The organism is Bifidobacterium sp. MSK.13.1, assembly GCF_019131435.1.
Lineage (GTDB): Bacteria > Actinomycetota > Actinomycetes > Actinomycetales > Bifidobacteriaceae > Bifidobacterium > Bifidobacterium pseudocatenulatum.
Genome location: NZ_JAHOMM010000002.1, coordinates 392,816 through 412,452, shown reverse-complemented (window position 1 = coordinate 412,452; position 19,637 = coordinate 392,816). Strand labels below are relative to the sequence as shown.

Sequence of the window (19,637 nt, the reverse complement as noted above, 5' to 3'; positions counted from 1 at the left end):
CCTGCGGACAGGATGTCAGACGAAATAGAATCCCGAGAAATCGTACTTGTACACGCGGTAGATGTACGCACTGTTCAACGTCATCTTGAACTGCGCCAGCAGATCACCATCCTTGTTGTACTGGCCGAACAGACCCTTCATGCCCGAGTCGATGAGGATCTGGCCATTATCCAATTCCTGCGCGGAACTGACATACGGCGAATATGGCACGTCGAACGATGACACTTCCGTATACGTGCCGGCATTCTCGTTGACCAGATACTTGCGATACCGCGAATTTGCCGTATCGGACGACAATTCGGTCGAAATGCCGTCGATCACCGACCAGTCAAAATCAGGACGCGTCAACGAAGTGCCGAAATTGTTATCGAACATATACATGTAATACTGGCCGTCAGGCAGCGAATCATCGGCGACATACGTGATGGAATGCTGGCCGCCGGTATCCGAAAATCACCGGACTTCGTCAGGAAACTGCTGGCCTCATCGGTGCCGGCCCACACGGATGGCTCGCCGATCATATAATCAAGCGTCGGATCCGATTCCAAATCATCCACCTTGATGATGGTGGACGTCTCACGGGCGGAGAACAATGCGGAACCGTCATCCAACAATTGAATGGTATTGCAGTGCAGCCAATCCCAACGATTCTTGGCATTCGAATCCGACTCGTCGGTTCCCGCATGCGTGGTGGAGGCCTTATAGTCGGCGAACAGCTCACCGAAATCCACGAAGCGGGTTACACTTCCGGTGGAAGTGCTGAGCTTGATGACCTGATCCTGCACGGCGTTGTCGTCACGGCCGAGCTCGGTGGCCAGCAGCACGATGTCGCCGTTGGAATCCATCGCATAATCATGATGCAGAATGTAGTCGGATCCCAGATCGTAGATCTTCTCCAGCTTGCCGAGACGGTTCATCGCCACCATATGATGCGTGGACGCGGAGAACCACATGAGACCGTCATCATCGAACAGCAGACGGTGCGAACGATAGTAGAGCACCGGAATCTCACCGCGCAGCACGCCGTTCGTATCGTAGTAGAACATGAAATCCTGTTCGTCGGAATCATTGCCGAGAATCGCATACAGGCCGCCGCCCAGATCCTCACCTGAATCGGCTGCGACGGTCTTCTCCAACTGCACCTCCTCATTGCCCAGCAGGGATGCGCCCCTGTGTTCGATGGCATGCGTGCGGGACTTGCCGTCGGCATCGGTCAGCGTGATGGCGACGGTGTTCTTCTCGCCGGGAATGAGGCCGAGCAGCTGGAATTCGTGGGTTTTGCTGTATTGCGATTCCTGATAGGCGTCACGGGTGAAATCCGTATAGCCGTCTGCATGCACGGTATAGGAGACGGCAACCGCGTCGTCGGTAGTGAAATACACATACAGTGACGTGGTGTTGGTGCCGTACGGATCTTCGGTGACAAACATGTCATCCTCTGTTGCGGAGGACTTGCTTTTTTCCTGCTCGAGCTTGTCGTCGGCCATATCCTGATAGTCGGCTGTGTACACGTTCTCGATACGTGCGTTCAGTCGTTCAATCCTGTTTTGTTTGATGGCCGCATCGACGACATTGTCGTAGCTGGCGAGGCAGACGCCCAATGCGACGGCTGATGCGACGACGGCCGCGGTCCAGCGTCTTACACGAGGATGGTTCGACAAAAGTGGAAGCGATTTCATGACTGATGTCTCCAACAAGGGTTCATCTCACAGCGAACAGTTACATCGCCACTGTTATCCGGAAAACTCGGAACAAGCCGAATGATTTATTGGAAAAATTGTGATAAAACCCTGAAATAACCCTGAAAACGCCGTAACTTACATCAGGGTGAACCACGACTGCACGTCATGAAACAAACCGGAATTATTACGAATCAACTCGTCGTCGCGGCCGTACAGGAACAACGACAACACCGTCAACGACAACGTGAACAACAGCAGCGCCAACACCAGCACGCGCAACAGCCAGCGAAGCCGCGGACGTTCGCAATCCAGCGCAATAAGCATCAAAGGAAGCGAAGCCAACGCAAACAGCCAGCCGAAATCGGCGATATAACGCCATCCAAGGCCACCCAGCCGCGCGTCAAGAGCCACGATCAGCAAACCCAACAGCAGGAACATCACCAATGTGGGCCACATGCCGGCATGGCCACGAACGCGCATGCGCTTACGTAGGAACGGGCAAGCCAACGCAGCCAAAGCAAGCGGAACCATGACGAACAGGCCTCCGGGCATCGCCTCCGCAAACCCCCAATCCTTCAAAGGCGCGGGATCGACGGCAAGGAACGGGAACGTATCCGTCCAACGCAACGGCAGAAACAGGTAATATGCGACCGTCCAAACAAAATTCGACCACGACTGATGGTAACTCGTCATATCCGTAACCGTCAGCTGATACGACGAACCGAAATCGAACGGCGAGGAGAAACGCACCATGTTATAGGCGAACAAGGGCACCACCACAACCAATGCGGGCACCAGCACGGCCAAAGGCGTGCGCAACGCATGCAACACGGTGCGCGCACGCCCACGCACGCCGGAACCAGACGCGATGGCACGCAACTGCCCCACAATCGCACGAATCTGCGGCCAGAACAACGGGAACGCGGCAAACGCCACCACCACAAACGACGGACGGCAACCCACATTCGCGGCAATACACACCGAACCGGCAGCCAAACGAGGCAGCGACAACGATTCGACCGTATTCGCACCACCATCGCCACCGGCATCGGCCGCGTTCGGGTGCACCGCACCCATCCATAGCCATAAGCCCAACGTGCTCAACAACAAGGACGCCGCAATCGGCACCGAATAAAAATTCGTCCGATACCACAAGTACGGGGCGTTCGACGCCAAAACCACAAACACGCACAACATACTGACCGCAGCCAGCGAAACATGCGGACGCACACGCTCGATCACGCGAATCGTCAACAGGCACGCGAACACCAAAAAAACAAACATCAGCAGCGGCACCGCAGCGCCAGACGGCATCATCAGACCACCATCAACCCACAACGACGTTATCGCACGATACGGCACGAACAACAGCAACGCCGGCACCACGCCAAAATACGAATACCAACGACCATCAAAAAACGCATAATCCCAATACACCGGACTCACACCATCGGCAAGCAATTGCTGACGAGTCGTCACATCATACGGATTATCCGCATCGCGCAACGCGTCGGGCACATCCAAATCAAGCCACGCATGACCATCAAGCAACGCCCGAGCCACATGATCATACTGATCGTAATCATACGTATACATGCCATCCGTATGAAAACTCAACGGCACCGCAGACACCAACTGCCACGCCACCGCCGCAACAGTCACCAACCCAGGAACCGTCAACAACATGCCCAACGTCACACGCTGACGCACACTCGACGTATTCAACGGCACCTTCCACAGGCGCGAGCCCGGACGCCACAACGCCACCAACACCATCACCAACACCAACAACGCCACACGCAACGGACTCACCGAAAACGGCACACGCACATTCGCGCGAACCGCATCAAACGGAATCAATGACCCCTTCGGCTCCACCACCTGCACGCGCACCGTACGACCGGCCGCAGCCCTCACATACAACGAACGAGACGAATCCAACGACACCGAACACAACGAACCAGCCACACGATCCGCATCCGCACGAACACGCACCGTACGCAACACGCGCGAACCGGCAGGCACACCACCCATAACCTCATCGGACACCGGCACGATCCGCACATACTCAGACGAACCATCCGCAGCCACCTGCAAATACGCCTGCGTCGGATCAGTAACCTCCAACAACCCGTCATCACGACGCTCAAGCCCCGGCCCCAACGTGTTATACGCAGCCGCCGAATCACCCGACGCCGCCAACGAGCGGAAAAACGGCACATTGCACAACACGCACTCAACCAACACCACCACAACAAAAGCGGCTACAATAGCTGCGCACACACGATGACGCGCCTGAAAACGCTGTTTCGAAAAAGTCACGAACTTTATTCTAAAGGCTGCATGTCGCATTGAATTGAAAGAATGGCCCACATGTCACACCTCACACCAGCATCGCCATCAGCACACCATCCACACCAAGGACGGACCATGCTCAACCACGCCATGCAAGGGGTACGACAACTCATCAACCACAACAAACACCCCCACAACACCGCCGACGCCAACCCCTTCGGCAAAGCCCTCGACACGCCAGACGACATCGTCGATGAACTCACCCGCAACGCCATCAAACTCAACCCACTCATCAAACGACACATCATCAAAGGCTTCGAAGGCATACCAAGCACACTCCAACTCGGCTGGGCGCAACTGCCACAAACCCAAGGCAAAGCCTTCTCCATCGGACTATTCACCGACAACAACCACTTCGCGCAAATCGCGCTCGCCGACAGCAAAGCACGCGTCTTCGCAGGCACCAATCCCGAAATGGACGTGCAGGATCTGGAACCACGATTCATATTCGTCAAAGAAGAAACCCTCACCCTGCCAGACGGTCCACGATTCGGACACGCGACAAACGGCGCGCCGAAGATGGTGCGCGCGTCGCAAGGCGGTGTCGTGGGACGCATGCCCGATGGCCGCATGATATGGCTCGCATCCTGGCTGAAAGTCGGCAACCGCTACACGCTCGAACAGATGCGTGCCAACCTGCCGGAAACCATGCGATTCGATCTGGAATACAGGGATGCCATCACCATCGCATTCTTCGCAGCCTACATGCTGCCGCAAATGAACGGGCTACTCGTGGGATTCGGCACGGGCAACATCTTCCGCAGGCTCAACCGAGAGGCGCCGATGGGCGCGATCCGCCGATCCATCAGAGACACGATGAGCGCACGCTCCCATGGCATGCGCGCATCCGGACTTGAGGATTATTTCGCCGACCTCATGCGCGAGGCAGGCGCCCTTGACAAAGACCAAGGGCTCGAAGCAGTACACGGCGCGGAACCATTGCACCTATACACGTCCAGCTACTCGGGCTGCTATTTCTTCGCTTGGGATTCCACACTGCCGTTCTCGGCATCGCTGCGCGCGCTGAACATCGAAGGCAACCTCAACCGTTTCGCCGCAGTCAGTTCATGGCTGGAACGCAACGCCCGTATCGGCAAGCTGCCCACAGAAGACACCGTAACCCGCGCGGAAGCCGCGCAAATCGACATGGCGCTACTGGAAAATCCGGCGCTGATCGCATTGAAACCGGACGACGAATTCGGCGCGATCCTCGACTCACAGCAGGATGACGGCGTCCAAGCCGTCATGCGCCTGGTGGACATCGCCGCGGAAACCAGACGTTCCATCGCCGAAAACACGAAGGACGGCGAGGATGGTACCGCCTTCGGAGCCGAAGGCGGTTCGGAATGGGTATACCGCCAGACAATGTCGAGACTATTGCGCAGCATGCGCCTGCCATACCGCTTCGACGTGGACTTCCGATGCAGTCTCCGAGACGGCAATATGGCCATCGGTTTCACCTCTGCCGGCGTTTCCATGATGCCATCCACCAAATATGACGTGTCCCGCCACGCATGGGTGGATATGACGGACGCCGAACGCGCCCGCATGAGCGCGGACTACAATCTGCGTGTTGGACTGATGATGGCCGCGTTGAGTTTTGGCGCCGATCCGGGCATACAGCGTGTGTCGATGCATATCGATTCGATTGGTTTGGAAGAGGCCGTGGCCGAGCAGGATTCCGCCATCAGCGAGCTGATGAGCGAGGCTTTGGCGGCTTTCGAACGCATTCGTACTGGAGATATGGGTGTTTCTGGGTCCAAGGCCGATCCGAAGGACGGCGATTTCCACGGAGACCCGTCCCGCCCGGTGGCGCCGAGATCCGCCGACATGGGCGTTGATGGCGTCAACTCCGAGGATACGGATGATGCGTTGAACAGCCAATTCGAGGATCTGATGCGGGATATCGACTTCGACGAAGTGACGTTCGCGGTTCCCGACGAGACTGCGAACGATTCCTCTAGCGTGGACGACGGTTCCGCACAGGGCGTGCATGATGGCGCTCTTGACGCGGGACTGATCGGCTTCGGCGATTTCGATGGGAATGGTGATGATCCATTAAGCCAGCTTCGCAAGAATCCGACCGTACGCAATCTGGTGACGGTCACCTTCACCAGAAGCGAATTCATGGAGCGTCTGGGCGAGTGCGGATTGTCTGATCCAACAGGCACATACCGTATGTTCGATGCGGAAATGGATGTGGACGGCCTCGGCGCATTGAAGCCAGTGGACGCCACGTTCGATTTGCGCGATAGTCGTTTCTCCCCATCCGGAAGTCAGGAGGAGCCTGAGCTTTCCGACGCCATATTCGACCATGACACGGCACAGCTGTTCGGCTGCCGTGACATGTCGGGGTTGTCCATTCAGCGCGTCGACCTGCTGCAGCGCGCGGTTGGCGAATTCCACAGAATCGCGCAGGACTCCCATCTGGAATCGGTGGCCAAGGCAAAGCAGGCCATGGACGTCATCAACACCATTGCCGACCCGGAATTGACGTCGTTGGCTCCGCAGGTGACGAGTGCGCTCATCGATGGCAAAGACACTCCGGACTTCTCCTTCCGCTTGGCCGACGAGCTTGACGCGGAACGCATCAAGGCGAGAGACCTGCTGTTCTCAGGACAGGTCGACCAAAGCATGGAACTGGCCGAAGCGGCGTTGGAGCGAATGGACCGACTGTTCGCTTCGAATCCGGGCGTGCCGCGGTATTTCAACTCGTATGCGGAACGCGTCATCTACAATCTCATGTTCGCCACGGAAGGCGAACGGACCGTGCTGATTCCGGACAATCTGTTCTACGCGCATATGGAACTCGCCGACGTGCTTGCACAGGTCAAAGGCGTGAAGGCCGCGTTGCCGCATCTCAATGCGATGGTGCGATATGCGCCGGCCTACCCGCTTTCCCATCTCAAGCTGGCGGTTCAACTGGCGCGCGCCGAGGATTGGGATCCGGCCAGAGCGGCTTGCCTCAACGCGTTGCACGTCGCACTTGACCGTGAGGATGCGTCGTTCGCCTATTACAGACTCGCCTATGCGGAATGGATGTGCGACCACTTCGACATCGCGGCCGCCGCGTACATCATGAGCGAGGAGATTGCCCCCGGGCGAATCGCCATGCTGGAGAGCGAGCTGCAGGAATTGATCGGACGCGCGCAATCGCAATGCATTCCGGTGCCCACCGACGTTCCGGAAGCCATGCACGTGCTTACCCAAGCGGGACTGCCGGTATGGCCCAATACCCAGGTCGCATCCTTGGTACGCAAGGCCGCGCGGGTCTGTGTGGATGAAGGCATGTTCGTGCCGGCACGTACGCTTTCGGTTGCCGCTTCAAGGATGGATGACGAGGAGCGCGACGGTGCCGACGTGGTGCAGATGCAGTTCCTGAGGTCGTTGAACAACTGAACGGCGTGCTTTCCGCAGTGCGCCAAACAGACGTTGGCGATGCAGTAAATCGAACATTTGTGCGATAATGTGTGCATGGCGGCTCTGACCGGCAAAACATTGAAGACAGTGACAAGGCAATGACAATGACAAGGCATGACGATTCCGAACAACTCGCATGGGATTTTGACGCTTCTGAAATGGGCGGCGATACGGGCTCCGCGTCAACCGCTGTGGTTCCCGACGGGGGAGTCAGCTCATATGCGCCGGGCAGTGAACGCTGGATCGCCGCATTGCAGCCAACCGATGCCGACGCCATGCGGTTGACCCGACTTGATGTCTCGTCCATCAGTGCTGAAGCCGCGGCTCGATTGTGGGCGCGTGTGGCGGCGTGGGTGGAATCCGACCAGATCGCATACTACATCGATGACGCGCCGGTCTCGTCCGATGCCGCCTATGATGCGAGAATACGTTGTCTGCAGGCGTTGGAAGCCCAGTTCCCATCCCTCGATTCCGCGCAATCGCCGACGCATCGTGTCGGAGGCACCTTCTCCAATGATTTCGCATCGGTACGCCACCCGTCTCGCATGATGAGTCTTGACGATGTCTTTTCGCTTGAGGAACTGCATGAATGGTACGACGGTGTTATTCGGGGACTTGATTGGCCTGAGACGAAGCCTTTGCCGATGACATGCGAAGTGAAAATCGACGGTCTTGCGCTTAACCTCATCTACCGTAACGGCGTGCTCGAGCAAGGTCTGACCAGAGGTGACGGCGTGATCGGCGAGGATATCACGCTCAATGTGCGCACCATCTCCACCATTCCGCAGAATCTTGCGGGACCGGAAGAAGACATTCCCGAATTCGTGGAGATCCGCGGTGAGGTCTTCATGCGATGGGACGATTTCAACACGCTCAACAAAGAAAACGAGGATGCTGGGCGCGCGCCTTTCGCCAATCCACGTAACGCGGCTGCCGGAAGCCTGCGGCAGAAGGATCCGCGCATCACCGCCACCAGAAGGCTGAGCTTCTATGCGCATGGCATTGGAACGCTCCAGTGGGGCGCCAAACGTGGTGCCGACCATGATGCGGTCAACAACCAATCCGAAGCGTATGGGTTGTATAAGAAGTGGGGCATACCCGTTTCGCCACATAACCGTGAGGTCACCACATTCAGCCAGATTCTCGACATGATCGATTACTACGGCGAGCATCGTGGAGACATCGAACACGCGCTCGACGGCATTGTCGTAAAAGTGGATGATTTGGGATTGCAACGATCGTTGGGCGCGACCTCGCGTGCTCCGCGTTGGTCCATCGCCTACAAGTACCCGCCGGAGGAAGTCAATACGGAACTGCTTGACATCACCGTGCAGGTGGGGCGCACCGGCCGTGTGACCCCAGTGGCCATATTGAAGCCCGTATATGTTGCGGGTTCGACGGTGTCGAGAACCACCTTGCACAATCCATTCGAAGTGGAACGCAAGGGTGTGCTCATCGGAGACACCGTTGTGGTGCGTAAGGCGGGCGATGTGATTCCCGAACTCGTAGGTCCTGTGCTGGAACGCAGGGAAGGACACGAAGGCCAGCTGCGCCGTTTCGTGATGCCTTCGCACTGCCCGAGCTGCGGGGCGGAACTCGCTCCGGCCAAAGAGGGGGACAAGGACATCCGCTGCCCGAACGTGGAATCCTGCCCGGCACAGTTGACCGAACGTATCATCAATCTGGCATCCAGGAAAGCGTTCGATATCGAGCATTTAGGCGACCAATCCGCCATCGCTTTGACGAATCCGGAAGAGGACCGTCCCGATTCGACGGCCACCTACGCGCCGAACATCACGGAAATCGTGGTGGAGCCGGGCGCGGAGCCCGAACCGTACGAGCCTGTGGAAGGTCTGGAGCTGCCGGCCCGCCAAACACCGGTGCTGTCCAGCGAAGCCGGTCTGTTTTCGTTGACGTCCGCCGATCTGCAGGATGTTCGCGTATGGCGTGAAGCGCCGATCATCGAAATCCACGAAACCATCGGCAAGAACGGCAAACCGAAAAAGATACGCAAACGCATTGGCGGATCGGGACTGTGGCATCAGGTTCCGGCGTTCTGGACAGCTCCTACAGTTGCAAGAAAACGTAAGGACTCCGTCGACGAATCCGCGGAATATCCCGAATATGACGTGCCTGAAGATGCCGTGGTCGTTCGCGAGGAAACCAAGGTGTCGCGTTCCGGAACATCCAGTGTGCAGCCGATATATATACGCCCCGCGGAAAACACGAGGAAAATGCTTGACGAAATGGACAAGGCGCGCCATGCCGACCTATGGCGTGTGCTTGTGGCCCTGTCCATTCGACGGCTCGGTCCTCCCACGGCGCGTACCATCGCCAACACATTCGGTTCGCTCGACGCCATCGAACAAGCCAGCGTGGATGAACTGTCACAGATAGACGGCATCGGTCCGGAAATTGCCGAATCCGTGGTCACCTGGTTTGCTTCGGCCAAGAATCCAGGCGATTGGCGTGGCATGGTGCTGGAAGCATGGAAGGCAGCCGGAGTGGGAGTCGGACAGGCACAGACCAGTGCTCTGCCGCAGACACTGGAAGGCAAGACAGTGGTCGTCACTGGTTCGTTGGTTGATTTCTCGCGGGATTCCGCCAAAGAGGCGATTATCTCCCGCGGTGGAAAGGCCGCAGGATCGGTCAGCAAGAAAACCGATTGGGTGGTCGTCGGCGAAAACGCTGGTGCCAAAGCCGCCAAAGCCGAGGAATTAGGCGTTCCCATGCTAAACGAGGACCAGTTCAAAATACTGCTGGAAAACGGAACGGTATGACACCGGCACGTCAAATTGGCAACGTAATCACAAGAAGGCTCTGGCATGCCGCGCTTCCAGACGCTAGTCTGGTACGCGGCTAAAGGAGGAACCATGACCGACGAGCGCACCATCGAAGCGCGCATCTATGAGCGACTCAGCAAAGTAATCGACCCGGAACTGGGCCGATCCGTGACCGATTTGGGCATGATCGCAGCCATAGACGCGATACCGGTGGAAGGTAAGGCGAACACCTACGAGGTTCGTGTGGAGGTCGAACTGACGGTGGAAGGCTGTCCACTGTCGCAGACTATCACCAACCAGATCAACGGAGCGGTGTCGTCATATCCGGAAGCGACATTGCTGCCGCGCATCGAAGTCGGGTCCATGAGTCAAGACAAGCTCACCCAACTTGTGGCAGGCCTCAAGGCCGAACGCAAACAGAATCCGTTCAACAAGCCGGGCATCAAAACCCGTATTTTCGCCATAGCATCCGGCAAAGGAGGCGTCGGCAAGTCTTCCGTCACTGCGAATCTTGCTGCCACATTTGCCGCATTGGGGTACGATACGGCCGCCATCGACGCCGACATCTATGGTTTCTCACTGCCGCGACTGTTCGGCGTGCATGCTCAACCAACCAATCTGAACGGCATGCTCATGCCAGTCACCGCATGGGGTGTGAAATTGATTTCCATCGGCATGTTTGCCGGCGCCGATCGTGCGATCCTTTGGCGAGGCCCGCGATTGCAGCGTTCTCTTGAACAATTCCTTTCAGACGTATGGTGGGGCGAGCCTGACGTGCTGCTGCTCGACTTGGCACCAGGTACCGGCGACATGGCGATTTCCGTGGCGCAGGCTCTGCCGAACGCGGAACTGGTGGTGGTCACCACGCCGCAGCCATCCGCCTCGGACATTGCGGTCCGCTCCGGCCTGGTGGCATTGCAGGTACCGATGAAGGTACGCGGCGTTGTGGAGAACATGAGCTATTACGAGCATCAGGGCGAACGCCTGCGGATTTTCGGCGAAGGTGGGGGTGCGCGTGTGTCGGAGCAGTTGACCGAAAGCCTTGGCTATGATGTTCCTTTGCTCGCACAGCTACCGTTGGAGCCGGAATTGCGTGAGACCGGTGAGGCCGGCCGCCCCGCCGTGTTGAACGAGGATGGCGCGTTGCGCGCCGATGGCATTGGCGAGACGTTCAGGAATCTGGCCGAATCGTTGATGCACAGACCTATGTGATGTGCGGGGCACGTATCCAGGCCGTCATGACCTGCGGTATGGACAGTGGCCTAATGCGGCTGCGGATTCACAGCTCATCCGGGGAACGTCTGGGTGGAAAACGAAGCGAAATGAAATGACCCTTGTGAAAATCTTGTGCCTTGTGTAGTATCAAGCGCAGACACGGGGGCCGTATGGCTGAGAGGAAGCAAGCGCTTCAACCGTATGAACGTATACCGGGTAATGCCGGCGCACGGACGTCTCTCTTTTCCCGTGCCTTGACATAGAGAAAGGCACATTCATGACCGTAAATGAATCTTCCGTGGTGAAGAAGCATAACAATAAATGGCGAGTTGTTGACATCGTCGTGGCCGCTATCATCGCGGTTGCGGCTGGCGTGATTTTCTGGGGCTGGGATGTCATCTGCGCCGCTCCGATTACGCTTTTCGAAGCGGTGACGCCGGGCTTCGAAGGCTTGTTGAACGGCATCTGGCTGTTTGCGGGTCCGCTGGCCGCCATCATCGTGCGAAAGCCTGGCGCTGCGTTGTTCGCTGAAACCCTTGCCGCCGCTCTGGAGCTTGCCATGGGCAATCCGTGGGGCATCGGCGGTTCTTTGATTATCGGTATCTGCCAAGGCCTCACTGCCGAAATCGGTTTTGCGATTTTTGCATACAAACGTTGGGATTTGCTGTCGACCACCATCGCTGGAACCCTCGCCGGCTTGGGATGCTTCCTGTATAACTGGACCGTGAATCCTGCTTGGGCAGGTTTGCGTATTGTCGTCAGCTGCGTCACTTCCGTTATTTCCGGCGCTCTGGTGGCTGGAGTCCTGATGTATCTGCTGCAGCAGGCCATCGCTAAAACAGGCGTGCTTGACCGTTTCGAATCCGGCCGTGCGAAGGCCTTGGTATGACGATTCGTTAATGAAGTCCCGTATCGCATTCACAGTGGTGGATACGGGACTTCTTTGATGCGTGTTCGTTCTGCAAACGCGGAATGCAAGAGGGATGAAAGAACGATTCATGGGTACTGATGCAGAAAAATCGTTTTCCGCAGCCGGGGTGGTCGCACGCGATTGGGGATGGCGACACGCCTCACGTAAGGATTTCGCGTTAAGGCATGTGGATTTCACCATACAGCCAGGGGAGCGCGTGTTGTTGTTGGGCGCTTCCGGCGCTGGAAAATCGACGTTGATGTCCGGTCTTGCCGGCGTGCTCGGCGGCGATGACGAAGGCGAGCTTGAAGGAGAGCTGCTGATTGACGGAGTGGACGCCCGTCAGGCACGCGGACGTTCCGGATTGGTGTTGCAGGATCCTGACGCGCAGACGATTCTGGAACGTGTGGGCGATGACACCGCTTTCGGTTGTGAAAATCTGAATCTGCCGAAAGATGAGATTTGGAGCAGGGTCCGTTCCTCGCTCGACATTGTTGGACTCGGCTACATGAAACTTGACCGCTCCACACGCAGACTGTCCGGCGGCCAGCGCCAGCGTCTGGCCTTGGCCGGCGTGCTCGCCATGCATCCCGGACTGCTGCTGCTCGACGAACCGACGGCCAACCTCGATCCGGAGGGCGTCAAGGAAGTGCATGATGCGGTACGCCATGTGCTGGAACAGACCCGTGAAACCTTGGTGGTGGTGGAACACCATATTGACGTATGGCTTGATCTGGTGGATCGGGTTATCGTACTCGGCAAGCCGGAGGCCGACTCGCATGTCAGCGGCGTCATCGCAGACGGCACTCCGGAAGAAGTGTTCGGCAGCATGGCATCGGTGCTCGCAAAGGGCGGCGCATGGGTTCCAGGACGCACCATCGAAAGTCATACCCCCGAATCCAGCCAATCGTCGGGAGATGTTGTTCTGCGAACGGAGGATCTCAGCTTCGGGCGTGACTTCGCGCTTGGCGAGCATGTGAACCTCGTGTTCCATGCTGGCGAGATCACCGCACTGACCGGCAAAAACGGCGTGGGAAAATCCACGCTCGCGTTGACTTTGGCCGGCTTGCTCAAGCCGATTTCCGGCCGTGTGAGCATGGATGAGACCATGGTTCCCGCACGTAGGGAGAACGACGTCTTCACTTGGAAAAGTCGGGATCTGCTCGGACGGATCGGCATGGTGTTCCAGGAGCCGGAACACCAGTTCGTCGCATCCAGCGTGCGTGACGAAGCGGCGGTCGGCCCCAAATCCATGGGCAAGAGCGAAGAAGAGTCTTACGCTATAGCCGACAACATGCTTGAGCGTATGAATCTTGCTAGATTCGCTCAAGCTAATCCGTTCACATTATCGGGCGGCGAAAAAAGAAGGCTTTCCGTTGCCTCCATGCTGGCCGCCGCGCCGAAAGTCTTGGTGATGGACGAGCCGACGTTCGGCCAAGACTTCACCACATGGACGGAAATGGTGAAACTGATCGCCGGTGCGCGTGACGCCGGCTGTTCCGTCATCATGGTCACCCATGACGAACCATTGATCGAAACGTTGGGAGCGCGTCGCGTTCTCGTAAGCGAGGGGGAGTGAGATGGAACAGTTGGAAACTATCAGCGTGGTACCGCACAAGGAACGTCATGACGATGCCAAGCCGGCATCGCCGTCATGGTTCGTGGCAAAAATCAATCCGGTCAGCCGTTTCATCGGCGCGCTGATACTATGTATTCCCATGTTCGTGACGCTGGACGTGGTCTCCGCGTCCGTGGCACTCGCATTGGAGGTGTTGTTGCTCTGGATTGGCGGCGTCGCTCCGTGGACGGTGCTTCGTAAAACCTGGCCGGTGTGGATTGCCGCTTCGGGAAGTTTCATTTCCGTGTCGTTGTATGGCAAGACCTCCGGGGCCGTGCTGGTCAATCTCGGTGATGTCGTTGTGATTTCGCAGGGATCGTTGTACTTGGCGTTGGCCACGTTCCTGCGTGTGGCGGCCATTGCCGTTCCCGGCGTGATTCTTGCGCTTGGTCTTGATCCGACTGATTTGGCCGATGGTCTGGTGCAGATTCTGCATTTGCCGTCGCGTTTCGTGTATGGCGGTTTGGCTGGCATGCGCATGTTTACTTTGCTGCAGGATGATTGGCGTGCGCTTGGGCAGTCCCGTCGTTCTCGTGGATTGGGCGACGGCAGCGCCGTCAAACGTGTGTTCTCGCAGGCGTTCAGTCTGCTGGTCGTGTCGATTCGACGCGGCACGAAACTCGCCACCGCCATGGAAGCTCGTGGTTTCGGCGCGGACGCTCCGCGAAGCCAGGCTAGGAAATCGAGCTTACATGCCGTCGATTGGCTGTTTTACGTGATTTGCGTGGCCGTGCCGGTGATTGCGTTGTCTTGCGCTTATTTCACCGGTTACTGGCATTGGGCTTTTACCGGCACTGGCAATTAATCGGAGCAGGGCTGCGCAGTACGAGGTTTGTTGAATGCGCGGCGGATTTGCGAAGGGCGTTTCATTCGTTGTATGGAATGGAACGCCCTTCGCATTTGCCCGTTGTTTTTCTCAAAAAGATATGTGATATCCGCTACTTGGCAAGCTTGTCAAGCAGCAGCGCTTCGGTGATCACATTGTTTTTCAGGCTGGGAAGACTGATGGATTCGTTCGGGCTGTGCGCGTTGGCCTTCGGATCCTCGGGACCGGTGACCAGTACCTGCGCGTCCGGGAAAATACGCTGCAATTCCGGAATGAACGGAATCGAGCCACCTTCGCCCTTATTGACCGGAGCCACGCCAAACGCCTCTTCCATGGCGTCCATGGCGTCTTTGGTAGCCTCGGCATTTGGATCCATGGCCCAACCCATGCCATTATCAAGCTTGTCGACCCACACTTCGGCGCCAAACGGAGCATGCTCGACCATGAACCTGGCAAGTGCTTCCTGAGCCTCTTCCGGACGCTGGTTTGGAGCGGTGCGCAGGCTGAGACGGAACGTCGTTTCAGGGGAGATCACGTTGAACGATCCCTCCACTGGATGAGCATCGAAGCCGATGACGGTCACGCTCGGCTTGGTCCACAGACGTGCGGCCAGGGAACCGGTACCGGCCAGATGATAAGAGTCGACGATGCCGGCGTCCGCACGTACGGTTGCCTCATCCATATCTCGCTGCAGTCCGCCGATCGGTTCCTCCGATGCGATGCCCGGCACCACCAAATCGCCATGCTCGTCATACATGGAAGCGATCAGCATGGAGGCAAGCGTGTTCGCATCGAGGATCGGTCCGCCGTACTGGCCGGAATGCACCGGATGATGCAGCGCCTTGACGTGCACGTCAATATCGGTATTGCCTCGCAGCGACGTGGTGAGCGAGGGGATTTCAGCGGACCAATTGCCCGAGTCGGCGACGATGATCACATCGGAATCGAATTCGTCCTTATGCTCCTCGATGAAGGGAATGAAGCTTGGCGATCCCATTTCCTCTTCGCCTTCGATGAAGACCTTGATATTGACCTTCAAATCGTCGCCGAGCGCCTGCAATGCGCCGGAATGAATGGCGATTCCGCCGCCATCATCGGCCGCGCCGCGTCCGTACAGGCGTGTGTCGATTACCGTGCCGACGAATGGGTCGGTGTTCCATACGCTGGCATCGGGCACCGGCTGCACGTCGTGATGCGCGTACAACAGCACGGTTGGAGCGTCGATATCGACGATTTTCGAACCGATGACCTCCCAAGCGCCCGGCGTGCCATCGGGATTGTGCGACTGCACCACATGCGCATCGACACCTACCTTGTTCAGCTCTTCGGCCACGAATTGCGCGGACTGTTTCATATGATCCGCGGTAATGCCTTTTGCGGAAATGGACTGCAACGCGATTTTCTTGTTCAGCACGTCGACAATGCGGTCAAAATCCGTTTCGACGCGCGCGCGAATCTCATCGGCATGTAAAACTGCCATACTGCTCCTTCTTATATATGCGGCATATACGCATCTTGGAAACGTGCCGCCGCATGCTATCGAATGACCATTGTATCCGTCGAACCAATCACGTCCAATCGTTGACATGAATGAGGCAAGGCGTCGATACGTCAATTTACGCTCTATAGGCATGAGTGTGTTTAATAAGAAGGAAGATGCGGACCAGGAGCCTGTCGGGAAGAAGGCTGCGGAGCCTACTGCCGGCAAGGGGCGTCCGACGCCGAAGCGCAAGGATGCCCAGGCGCAGAATCTCCGTCCGCTGGTTCCCAAGGATCGTGAAGCGAGCCGCAAGGCCGCCAAGGCGCGTATGCGCGAGCGTGAAAACGCCGAATACGATGCCATGCAGAAGGGCGACATCAACCATATGCCGAAGTCCGAGCGTCTGCCGTGGCGTATATACATCCGCGACTACGTCGATGCCCGCTTCAACTTGGGTGAGTTCTTCATTCCGGTCGCCTTCGTCATTTTGATCGGTTCGATTTTCGTGACCTACAAGTGGCCGGCGTTGGCATTGCCGTTGATGCTGCTTATGTACATCTATCTGTTTGCGGTGATCATCGACATCGTGATCATGTGGCGCAAGCTCAAGAAGAAGCTCATTGAAAAGTTCGGCGAGCAGTCCGTGGCCAAGGGCATGCGTTCCGGTTCCTACGCGTGGAGCCGTGCCATCCAGATGCGTCGCTGGCGTCTGCCGAAGCCGCGCTATCAGAAGCGTGGACACTGGCCCGAGTGATCCATTCTGCGAGAATCGCAGTTGCTTTTTCAAGCCGTCGGCGAAAACCGACGGCTTTTCCATTACCATGTAACCAGTTGTAACGCACGAATCAACGAGGGCAGGCATGACTGAACAGCATTTCGACATTGTCATCATCGGAGCGGGGCCAGGAGGATATTCCACGGCATTGCGCGCCGCGCAGCTCGGCAAAACGGTGGCGCTCATCGAACGCGACAAAACGTTGGGAGGCACCTGCCTCAATCGTGGTTGCATTCCGTCGAAGGCGTTGCTGACGGCCGCACACAGTGCGCAGAACATACGCCAGGCGGAACGTATGGGCATCAGTGCCACCTTACAGAGCATTGATTTCGGCAAATTACGTGACTTCCGTACGTCCACGGTGGAGACGATGACGAAGGGGTTGGCGGGATTGCTGTCGCATCGCGGCGTCACGGTGTTCCGCGGCGAGGCTGAGTTGAGGGACGTTCATGATGTGCATGTCGCGCCGGCCGGGGGAGAAGCGCAGGTCATGCGTTCCTTCAAGGCGGGAGTGGAGGAACCCGTCGGGTCGGAGCTTACCATCAAAGGCGAAGATATTGTGCTGGCGACCGGATCGCGACCGTTACCATTGCCGGGCAACCCGTTTTCAGGTGCGTTGATCGATTCGACGCAGGCTTTGGAATTGGATACGTTCCCGTCCAGTGCGGTGATTGTCGGAGCGGGTGCGGTGGCGTTGGAATTCGCTTCGTTGTGGAATGCCGCGGGATGCGAAGTGACGTTGCTGATCCGCAAGGACCGCGTGCTGTCGTCTTGGGAGAAGCGGGCTTCGATGACGTTGACCCGCGAGCTCAAACGTCGCGGCATCAGCGTGGTGACGCGTACGTCGGTGGATTACGTGGATACCGGTGCGAATTTGGGCGCCACCGTGCATTACAGGCAAGGCGGCGGCGAGGAGGAGCGCACCGCATATGGTGAAGTGGTGCTTGCTGCTATCGGACGTATGCCGAACACCGATGCCGGCTGGTTCGCATCCAACGGCATCGAATTGGAGGAACGCGGTTATGTTTCGACCGACGCGTATGGGCGTACGAATGTGGAGGGCGTATGGGCCTTGGGCGACATCACTCCGGGGCATGCTTTGGCTCATCGCGCGTTTGAACAGGGCATCACCATCGCCGAAACCATCGCAGGACTTGACCCCAAGCCGGTATCCGACGAAACCGTGCCGCAAGTCGTGTTCTCTTTCCCTGAAGCGGCAAGCGTCGGTCTTGCACTCGACGATGCGAAATCGTGTGAAACCATCATCAATCCGCAGGAAACCGCATATCCCATGTTGTCCAACTCGCGTATGCTCATGAGTGGGGAAGGCGGATCCATGACCATCGTCAGCGGTGCGCTGGCAGGCGCTCCGGATGTTCCCCTCGTGCTTGGCGTGCATATCGTCAGCCCGATCGCCAGCGATCTGATCGCGGAAGCCGAACAATTGGTCGGCAACCGGGTGCCGCTCGCCGCCGCGGCGAGGCTCATTCACCCGCATCCCACCTTTAGTGAATCGTTCGGCGAGGCGCTGCTTAAGGCGGATGGCAGGCCTCTGCATACCCGATAATCCCCGTCAATCAAGGAAAAACGGCGGAAACCGTGCGATATGGCATGGTTCCTGATAAACTACCGTTCCAGTGTGAGTAACCGCATAACCAAGTGAGGAAGTCGATGGCAGACAAAGAAGAGCCAAAGAAGAAGCAAAGCACCATCAAGCAGATCATTCAGATCTTCAAGTACACCCACGCCGAAGATAAGGCTCTTCCGTGGTTGTGCGGCGGCGTGTTCGTGGCGCCGATCGTTGTGTTCGTGGTGCTTGGCATCGTGTTCAAGTGGTCGGTGATCGGATGGATCACGTCCATGATCCTCGCCATCATGCTTGGCCTGCTGTTCGCCACCATGATGCTCACCAACCGTGCCGACAAAGTCGGATACGCCAAGCTTGAAGGGCGTCAGGGTGCTGCCATCAGCGTGCTCGGCAACATTAACAAGGCTGGCTTCAACTTTCCGCAGGAGCCGGTGTGGGTTGATCCGAAGACCAAAGACGCCATTTGGCGCGGCACCGGTTACAACGGCATCTATCTGCTCGGCGAGGGCGATTACAATCGCGTCAAGCGTGCCATGGACCGTCAGGAGCAGAATATCAAGGGTGTGACCGCCGGTTCCGATATTCCCGTCTACCGTATCTACGTCGGCCAGGGCAAGAATCAGACGAGCCTGAAGAATCTGCGCAAGACCGTGCTCAAGTGCAAGAGCTACCAGCCGACCAGCCACAAGAACAAGCTGATGGCAGCCATCCATTCGAAGAGCCGCTTCATGCTTACCAAGACCGAGCTGAACATCCTCAACGAGCGTCTGCGCACTCTGCAGATGAAGAACGGCATGGGCATTCCGAAGGGCGTCGACCCGATGCACCCGCAGCGCATCAGCCGTCGTGCTATGCGTGGCCGCTGATTTTCCTGGAATCGTAAAGCCGGCTTACATATGGGAACCTCGATGAACACGTTATCGAGGTTCTTTTTTTCATATCTCCGTTACCTTCCGCTGGCCTGCGCGCATGCGGTAAGGTTTTT

At 57.5% G+C, this 19,637-nt stretch carries 11 protein-coding genes, 1 pseudogene and 1 riboswitch; of the genes and pseudogenes, 9 read left to right on the top strand and 3 right to left on the bottom strand.

What is annotated here, in order from left to right; translation table 11 throughout:
• Positions 1 to 15: 15 nt before the first annotated feature.
• Together KSY55_RS04610 and KSY55_RS04605 are read right to left on the bottom strand one after the other, a co-directional pair.
• Positions 16 to 1,679, bottom strand: a pseudogene (locus KSY55_RS04610) (aryl-sulfate sulfotransferase).
• 138 nt (positions 1,680 to 1,817) lie between these two features.
• Positions 1,818 to 3,965 (bottom strand): hypothetical protein, encoded by a 2,148-nt coding sequence (locus KSY55_RS04605; protein ID WP_217749566.1) that lies wholly within the window; start codon positions 3,963 to 3,965, stop codon positions 1,818 to 1,820.
• A gap of 147 nt (positions 3,966 to 4,112) precedes the next feature.
• On the opposite strand from KSY55_RS04605, the gene KSY55_RS04600 reads away from it, so the two are divergent.
• The 6 genes from KSY55_RS04600 to KSY55_RS04575 all read left to right on the top strand — a co-directional run bounded on the left by KSY55_RS04600 (position 4,113) and on the right by KSY55_RS04575 (position 14,788).
• Positions 4,113 to 7,436 carry a tetratricopeptide repeat protein gene (locus KSY55_RS04600; RefSeq protein WP_217749496.1) on the top strand — a complete coding sequence of 1,108 codons (3,324 nt, stop codon included), beginning with the start codon at positions 4,113 to 4,115 and terminating at the stop codon, positions 7,434 to 7,436.
• Between the two features lie 125 nt (positions 7,437 to 7,561).
• Entirely contained in the window at positions 7,562 to 10,237 is a 2,676-nt protein-coding gene (gene ligA, locus KSY55_RS04595; protein WP_065437392.1) for an NAD-dependent DNA ligase LigA, read from the top strand.
• Between the two features lie 93 nt (positions 10,238 to 10,330).
• Complete coding sequence (locus KSY55_RS04590; protein WP_055063457.1) at positions 10,331 to 11,452, top strand: P-loop NTPase; 1,122 nt, start codon at positions 10,331 to 10,333, stop codon at positions 11,450 to 11,452.
• A 152-nt stretch (positions 11,453 to 11,604) separates the two neighbouring features.
• Positions 11,605 to 11,707: riboswitch (TPP riboswitch) on the top strand.
• 25 nt (positions 11,708 to 11,732) lie between these two features.
• Positions 11,733 to 12,344, top strand: coding sequence for an ECF transporter S component (locus tag KSY55_RS04585; protein ID WP_022245116.1), 612 nt, complete (start codon positions 11,733 to 11,735; stop codon positions 12,342 to 12,344).
• A 109-nt stretch (positions 12,345 to 12,453) separates the two neighbouring features.
• Entirely contained in the window at positions 12,454 to 13,944 is a 1,491-nt protein-coding gene (locus KSY55_RS04580) for an ABC transporter ATP-binding protein (protein ID WP_055063600.1), read from the top strand.
• 1 nt (position 13,945) lies between these two features.
• Complete coding sequence (locus KSY55_RS04575) at positions 13,946 to 14,788, top strand: energy-coupling factor transporter transmembrane protein EcfT (RefSeq protein WP_055063456.1); 843 nt, start codon at positions 13,946 to 13,948, stop codon at positions 14,786 to 14,788.
• Between the two features lie 133 nt (positions 14,789 to 14,921).
• On the opposite strand, the gene KSY55_RS04570 is transcribed toward KSY55_RS04575, so the two are convergent.
• Entirely contained in the window at positions 14,922 to 16,289 is a 1,368-nt protein-coding gene (locus tag KSY55_RS04570) for a dipeptidase (RefSeq protein WP_065435318.1), read from the bottom strand.
• A 151-nt stretch (positions 16,290 to 16,440) separates the two neighbouring features.
• Here KSY55_RS04570 and KSY55_RS04565 point away from each other — a divergent pair, with 151 nt between their 5' ends.
• The 3 genes from KSY55_RS04565 to KSY55_RS04555 all read left to right on the top strand — a co-directional run bounded on the left by KSY55_RS04565 (position 16,441) and on the right by KSY55_RS04555 (position 19,518).
• Positions 16,441 to 17,043, top strand: coding sequence for a DUF3043 domain-containing protein (locus KSY55_RS04565; RefSeq protein ID WP_034879600.1), 603 nt, complete (start codon positions 16,441 to 16,443; stop codon positions 17,041 to 17,043).
• 106 nt (positions 17,044 to 17,149) lie between these two features.
• Positions 17,150 to 18,631 (top strand): FAD-dependent oxidoreductase, encoded by a 1,482-nt coding sequence (locus KSY55_RS04560; protein ID WP_117750097.1) that lies wholly within the window; start codon positions 17,150 to 17,152, stop codon positions 18,629 to 18,631.
• A gap of 104 nt (positions 18,632 to 18,735) precedes the next feature.
• Positions 18,736 to 19,518, top strand: coding sequence for a DUF4191 domain-containing protein (locus KSY55_RS04555; protein ID WP_117645378.1), 783 nt, complete (start codon positions 18,736 to 18,738; stop codon positions 19,516 to 19,518).
• The last annotated feature ends 119 nt before the right edge of the window (positions 19,519 to 19,637 follow it).